Raw genomic sequence first — 6862 nt, 5'->3', positions numbered from 1 at the left:
CTTTGGTGACTTTCTCTTGGCGACGCAAGAGAAAGTTACTGCGCCGCCGGGCGCACATCCCGGCCTCCGCCCTCAACGCAGGCAAGGAGCAACAGAAGGCCCCTGCCGCGCAAGATCAAGCGTAGTCGCTGACCGGAATGCAACTGCAAGACAGATTGCGATCCCCCCACACATTGTCCACCCGCCCCACGGGCGACCAGTACTTGGCACTGCGCAGCGCAGCCACAGGATAGGCCGCCGTCTCACGCGGGTACGGACGTGTCCACTCGCCGGTGAGCAGGCTCTCCGCCGTGTGCGGCGCATTCTTCAGGGGATTGTTGTCCTGCGGCCAGGCGCCCGCCTCGATCTGGCGGATCTCTTCGCGGATGGCGATCATCGCGTCGATGAAGCGGTCGATCTCGAACAGCGTCTCGCTCTCGGTGGGCTCCACCATCAGCGTGTTGGGCACGGGGAAGCTCAGCGTGGGCGCGTGGAAGCCGTAGTCGATCAGGCGCTTGGCCACGTCCTCGGCCATCACGCCGCTGGTGTCCTTCAACTGGCGCAGGTCCAGGATGCACTCATGGGCCACATGGCCGTTGGCGCTTGCGTACAGCGTGGGGTAGTGGTCCTTGAGGCGCGCGCTGATGTAGTTGGCCGACAGGATGGCGGTCTCGGTCGCGGCCTGCAGGCCTTCGGCGCCCATCATGCGGCAGTACATCCAGCTGATGGGCAGCACGGCGGCATTGCCCAGGGGCGCGGCCGAGACGGCGCCCACGCCGCCAGCAACGCCGGCCGTGGCATGGCCGGGCAGGTAGGGCACGAGGTCTTCCACCACGCACACCGGGCCCACGCCGGGGCCGCCACCGCCGTGGGGGATGCAGAAGGTCTTGTGCAGGTTCAGGTGGCTCACGTCGCCGCCGAACTCGCCGGGCGCTGCCACGCCCACCAGGGCGTTCATGTTGGCACCGTCCACGTAGACGCGGCCGCCGTGCTGGTGCACCAGGGCGCACAGCTCCTTGACCTGGGTCTCGAACACACCGTGCGTGCTGGGGTAGGTGATCATCACCGCTGCCAGATTGGCGCTGTGCTGCTCGCACTTGGCCTGCAGGTCCACGAGGTCCACGTTGCCGTTGGCGTCACACGCCGTCACCACCACCTGCATGCCCACCATCTGCGCGCTGGCAGGGTTGGTGCCGTGCGCGCTGCTGGGGATCAGGCAGATGTTGCGGTGGCCATGGCCCTGGGCCTCATGGTAGGCCTTGATGGCCAGCAGGCCCGCGTACTCGCCCTGCGAACCGGCGTTGGGTTGCAGGCTGATGCCGGCATAGCCCGTGGCCTGGCACAGCCAGGCGCGCAGCTGCTCGTCGAGCTCGCGGTAGCCTGCGAGCTGCTCGGCCGGTGCGAAGGGGTGCACCTGGGCGAACTCGGGCCAGGTGATGGGGATCATCTCGCTCGTGGCATTGAGCTTCATGGTGCAACTGCCCAGCGGGATCATGCTGCGGTCCAGCGCCAGGTCCTTGTCCGACAGCTGGCGGATGTAGCGCAGCATGCCGGTTTCGCTGTGGTGGGTGTTGAACACCGGGTGCGTGAGGTAGCTGCTGGTGCGGCGCAGTTCGGCCGGGATCAGCGGCTCCACGCCCTTCTCGAAGGCGTCGAAGGTCGGCAGGGCCTGGCCGTCCTTGGCGAAGACCTTCCACAGAAGGGCGATGTCGGCACGCGTGGTGGTCTCGTCGAGCGAGATGCACAGGTAGTGCTCGAAGTACACGCGCAGGTTGGCGCCCAGCTGCACGGCGCGCGCGGCGATGGCCTGGGTGGCGCCGTCGGTCTTGAGCGTCAGGGTGTCGAATGTCGCCTGCGGACGCACGGGCGCACCCAGCTGCTCCAGCCCCTTGGCCAGGATGGCGGTGTAACTGGCCACGCGCTGGGCGATGCGCTTCAAGCCCTCGGGGCCGTGGTACACGGCGTACATGCTGGCCACCACGGCCGGCAGCACCTGGGCCGTGCAGATGTTGGAAGTAGCCTTTTCGCGGCGGATGTGCTGCTCGCGCGTCTGCAGCGCCAGGCGGTAGGCGGGCTTGCCATGGGTGTCCACGCTCACGCCGACCAGGCGGCCAGGCAGGGAGCGCTTGAACTCATCGCGGCAGGCCATGTAGGCGGCGTGCGGGCCGCCCGCGCCCATGGGCATGCCAAAGCGCTGGGTGGTGCCTACGACGATGTCGGCGCCCCATTCGCCGGGCGGTGTGATCAGGGTCAGCGCCAGCAGGTCGGCGGCGGCGATGAAGGCGGCCTGCTTGCCATGGGCCTTCTCCACGTCGGCGCGCAGCTCGTCGATGCGGCCGCTGGTGGCGGGGTACTGGGCCAGCACGGCAAAGTATTCGCCGTCGAGCGCGGCATGCCACTCGGGCGCGGAATTGGCCAGCACCACCTCGATGTTGAGCGGCTTGGCACGGGTCTGGATGACCTCGATGGTCTGCGGATGCGCGTCACCGGCGACGATGAAGCGGTTGCTCTTGCTCTTGACCGAGCGCTTGGCCAGGGTCATGGCCTCGGCCGCGGCCGTGGCCTCGTCGAGCATGGAGGCGTTGGCAATCGGCATGCCGGTCAGGTCGCAGACCATGGTCTGGAAGTTGACCAGGGCCTCCATGCGGCCCTGCGAGATCTCGGCCTGGTAGGGCGTGTAGGCCGTGTACCAGGCCGGGTTCTCGAGGATGTTGCGCAGGATCACGCCCGGCGTGTGCGTGCCGTAGTAGCCCTGGCCGATGAAGCTCTTGAGCACCTGGTTCTTGCCTGCCATGGCCTTGAGCTCCGCCAGGGCCGCCGCCTCCGTCACGGGGGTGGGCAGGTCCATGGCCGTGCTGCGTGCAATCGAGCGCGGCACGATGCTCTCGATGAGGGCGCGGCGAGAGGCCTCGCCGATCACCGACAGCATGTGCGCTTCGTCGGCCGCGTCGATGCCGATGTGGCGGGGCAGGAATTCGGTGGCGTTTTCGAGCGCGCCGAGCGGCAGGGCGGATTGCATCAACATGGGGCAGGTCTCAGGCTTCTTCGAGGCAGGGGGCAGGGCTTAGGCGTTCTTGGCGAACTCGGTGTAGTCGGTCTCGGACAGCAGCGCGTCGAGTTGGCCGGCATCGCTGAGCTTGACCTTGAAGAACCAGCCCGCGTTCAGGGGATCGGAATTGGCCAGCGACGGATCGGCGCGCAGGGCTTCGTTGACTTCGACGATCTCGCCGGAAACGGGCATGTACACGTCGGCGGCGGCCTTCACGGACTCGACCACGCCGGCGACTTCGCCCTGGGCGAAGCTCTTGCCCACTTCGGGCAGGTCCACGAACACCACGTCACCCAGGGCATCCTGGGCGTGCACGGTGATGCCCACGACGGCGGAGTCGGCGTCGGCGGCGTTGATCCATTCGTGGTCTTTGGAGAATTTGACGGTCATGGGGAAAGCTCCTGGGGCTTTGAAAAATGAAGGAATCTGCAATGTAGCGGGCCGGGCCCGCAGCGGTGTGAAATCAGCCGCGGAAATAGTTGGCAGGCGTGAACGGCATGGCGCGCACTTCCATGGCCACGGCCTTGCCGCGCACGATGGCGTTCACGCGGGTGCCGATGGCGGCAAACGCGGGGCTCACGTAGCCCATGGCCACGGGCTCGTTCACCGTGGGGCCCAAGAGGCCGCTGGTGACTTCGCCGATCTTCTGGCCATCGGTGCTCTGCAATTCGGTGTGCTCGCGCACGGGCACGCGCTCCAGCGCCACCAGGCCCACGCGCTTGCGTGGCAGGCTGGCGGGGTTGTCGATCTGTGCCAGCACCTTGTCGGCACCGGGAAAGCCGCCTGCGCGCGCGCCGCCGGTGCGGCGCACCTTCTGGATCGCCCAGTTCAGCGCCGCCTCGGGCGGGGTGGTGGTGGTGTCGATGTCGTTGCCGTACAGGCACAGGCCGGCTTCCAGGCGCAGCGAGTTGCGTGCGCCCAGGCCGATGGGCTTGACCTCGGGCTGGGCCAGCAGGGCGCGGGCCAGCGTGTCGGCCTGGGCCGCGGGCACCGAGATCTCGAAACCGTCCTCGCCCGTGTAGCCGCTGCGCGTCACGAAGCAGTCGCAGCCGGCGATGGTGTAGCTGCCGCCGGTCATGAACACCAGCTTCTCGATGCCCGGGGCCAGGCGCGCCAGGGCGGTCACAGCCTGCGGGCCCTGCAGCGCCAGGAGGGCGTGGTCGGGCATGGGCACCACATTGCAGCGCTGGCCGATGCACGCCTGGATGTGTGCGATGTCCCCGAACTTGCAGGCACCGTTGACGATCACGAACAGCGTGTCGTTGCCCTGGTTGAAGAACATCAGGTCGTCGATGATGGTGCCTTCGTCGGTCAGCAGCAGGCCGTAGCGCTGCTTGCCTACTGGCAGGTCGACCACGTCCACGGGCACCAGGGTCTCGAAGGCCGCGGCGGCATCCGGGCCGACGAGCTTGAGCTGGCCCATGTGCGATACGTCGAACAGACCGGCTGCGGTGCGGGTGTGCACATGCTCGGCCATCAGGCCGGCGGGGTACTGCACGGGCATGGAATAGCCGGCGAACGGCACCATGCGGGCGCCCAGCTCCAGGTGCAGGGCGTTCAGGGGCGTGGTGAGCAGGGGGGCTGCGGTAGCGGCAGGGGCAGACATGGGCGGACTCCGGGCAAATGAAAGCCGCAACCCGTGCATGGGTTGCGGGATTTGCCCTGCTGTCCGCTTTACCTGAGAGATTCACCGCACCACCCTGGCTGGCGGCTGCGGCTTGCTCCTTCGGTGGATGGCCTGCGCTGTGCTGCGCGGCCACCTCTCTCCAGCAAGGGAACGCCTGCATCCCTGCAGGCGCTTGCCAGTCCTTTTGCCTGAGCGTTCGGGGTGTCCCTGCGCCTTCGGCGGCCCCCGCGAAGGGGACTCTCTCCTGACGGGCGCAAGTATATCCGCTGGAGGGCAGCGTCGGGCCAACAGCCTCGCTACTTGATGAACCCGAGCACCTTGGGCAGCCAGGTCGACAGCTGCGGGATGAAGGTCAGCACCACCAGCACCACGCCATGGGCCCAGAGGAAGGGCACCAACTCGCGCACCAGTTGCGACATGGGCACGCGCGAGACGTTGCAGGTGACGAACAGCAGCCCGCCCACGGGCGGCGTGATCATGCCCAGCGTGAGGTTGTAGATCACCACCATCGCGAAGTGGATCGGGTCGATCCCCAGCTTCACGGCCACGGGCGCGAGGATGGGGGCGAGCACCATCACGCCCGGCAGTGGCTCGATGAAGATGCCGAACAGCAGCAGAAAGATGTTCACGATGATCAGGAACATCCACGGTGAGAGGTTCATGCCCACCAGCCAGTCGGCCATCTGCTGCGGAATGCCCTCGATGGTCAGGATCCACGCGAACGCGGCCGACAGCCCGATGATGATCAGCACCGAGGCCGACAGCAGGGCCGAGCGCGCCAGGATGTCGGGAAGCGCCTTCCACTGCAGCGTGCGGTAGACGAACTTGCCGCACACCAGCGCATAGAACACCGCCACCACCGAGGCCTCGGTGGGCGTGAACCAGCCGGCGCGCATGCCGCCCAGGATCACCACCGGCAGCAGGATGGCGGGCAGCGCCTTCCAGGTGGTCTGCAGGATCTCGGCCAGGGGCGGCATCCGGCCGTCGCCCTTGTAGTTGCGCTTCTTGGAGACATGGAAGTTCACGACGCACATGGCCACCGCGATCAGCAGGCCCGGCAGCAGGCCGGCCACGAACAGCGCGCCCACCGAGACGGTCTCGTCCTGCAGCGCATAGATGATCATGATGATGGACGGCGGGATGATGGGCCCGACGATGGCCGTGGAGGCCGTGAGCGCCGCCGCGTACGAGCGGTCGTAGCCGGCCTTGTCCATCATGCGGATCAGCATCGAGCCCGGGCCCGCCGCATCGGCCAGAGCCGAGCCCGAGATGCCCGAGAAGAAGGTCAGCGAGACCACGTTGGTGTAGCCCAGCCCGCCGCGCTTGTGGCCCACGAACTGGCCGGCAAAGCGCAGCAGCACCTCGGTCAGCGAGCCGCCGCTCATGAGCTCGGCCGCGAGGATGAAGAAGGGCACGGCCATCAGCGGAAAGCTGTCGATGCCGGTGAAGGTCTCCTTGAGCAGCACCATCAGCGGGTAGCTCTCGGCCAGGATCAGCGTGGCCGCGGTGGACAGGCCCAGCGCAAACGCCACGGGCACGCCCATGGCCAGGAACAGGCAGGCCGATACGATGAGGATGATGGACGCGCTCATAGGGAGGCACTCGCATTCGCATCGAAGTGCGCGTCGGCCGCGAACGTGCGGTCCATGACGTAGCCACGCACGATGAACAGGAAGTGCACGATGAGCAGCACGCCGCCGATCAGCATGGCGCTGTAGATGTAGGCAAACGGGACCTGCGTCACGGCCGTCATCTGGAACATGGTGCGCTGCATGTACAGCCAGCCGTACCAGACCATGAAGCCGAAGAAGGCGAACAGCAATGCCGCGACCACGGCACGCAGGGCGATGGCACCGGTGCGGGGCAGGGCATCCTGCAGGTTCTCCACCGCGATGTGGCCGCCATAGCGCAGCACCGGGCCGGCGCCCAGGAAGGTCAGCCAGATCATCATGTGGCGCGACACCTCCTCGGCCCATTCGAGCGAGTTGTGGGTGACGTAGCGCATCACCACGTTGGTGAAGATGATGATGGACATGGCCGCCAGCAGCAGGATCAATGCCCAGCGGTTGGCGGCCAGAAAATAGCGTTCGAAGGTTTTCACGGGACGGTCTTGGACAAGGGCGTGCAGGGTCAAAGCAAAAGCGCCCGGCGCCTTGTGTGGGCCGGGCGATGCGGGGCGCGGGTCAAGAGCGGCTCACACAGCCCAG

5 protein-coding genes and 2 riboswitches are annotated in these 6862 nt (G+C 67.1%); all 5 genes read right to left on the bottom strand.

The window, feature by feature from the left end:
• Positions 1-115: 115 nt before the first annotated feature.
• Positions 116-3004 (bottom strand): aminomethyl-transferring glycine dehydrogenase, encoded by a 2889-nt coding sequence (gene gcvP / locus AC07PA_RS15795; protein WP_007860260.1) that lies wholly within the window; start codon positions 3002-3004, stop codon positions 116-118.
• Between the two features lie 39 nt (positions 3005-3043).
• Positions 3044-3418, bottom strand: coding sequence for a glycine cleavage system protein GcvH (gene gcvH / locus AC07PA_RS15790; RefSeq protein WP_007860258.1), 375 nt, complete (start codon positions 3416-3418; stop codon positions 3044-3046).
• A 73-nt stretch (positions 3419-3491) separates the two neighbouring features.
• A complete protein-coding gene (gene gcvT / locus AC07PA_RS15785; RefSeq protein WP_494609919.1) occupies positions 3492-4634 on the bottom strand; it encodes a glycine cleavage system aminomethyltransferase GcvT in 1143 nt (380 codons plus the stop codon).
• A gap of 49 nt (positions 4635-4683) precedes the next feature.
• A riboswitch (glycine riboswitch) is annotated at positions 4684-4808 on the bottom strand.
• Between the two features lie 13 nt (positions 4809-4821).
• Positions 4822-4912: riboswitch (glycine riboswitch) on the bottom strand.
• 39 nt (positions 4913-4951) lie between these two features.
• On the bottom strand, positions 4952-6247 hold the full coding sequence (locus AC07PA_RS15780; RefSeq protein WP_007860254.1) for a TRAP transporter large permease: 1296 nt from the start codon (positions 6245-6247) through the stop codon (positions 4952-4954).
• A complete protein-coding gene (locus AC07PA_RS15775; protein ID WP_007860252.1) occupies positions 6244-6756 on the bottom strand; it encodes a TRAP transporter small permease in 513 nt (170 codons plus the stop codon). The genes AC07PA_RS15780 and AC07PA_RS15775 overlap by 4 nt, the downstream gene beginning before the upstream one ends.
• Positions 6757-6862 lie beyond the last annotated feature (106 nt).

The sequence above is a fragment of the Acidovorax sp. GW821-FHT09B03 genome (genome assembly GCF_059418305.1).
Note: the sequence above shows the minus strand (reverse complement) of the source record. Positions and strands in the feature narration are given on the sequence as shown.

Coding starts and splice junctions, on each gene's coding strand:
- gcvP (WP_007860260.1), bottom strand. CDS start 3,004: ATGTTGATGCAATCCGCCCTGCCGCTCGGCGCGCTCGAAAACGCCACC.
- gcvT (WP_494609919.1), bottom strand. CDS start 4,634: ATGTCTGCCCCTGCCGCTACCGCAGCCCCCCTGCTCACCACGCCCCTG.
- gcvH (WP_007860258.1), bottom strand. CDS start 3,418: ATGACCGTCAAATTCTCCAAAGACCACGAATGGATCAACGCCGCCGAC.
- AC07PA_RS15780 (WP_007860254.1), bottom strand. CDS start 6,247: ATGAGCGCGTCCATCATCCTCATCGTATCGGCCTGCCTGTTCCTGGCC.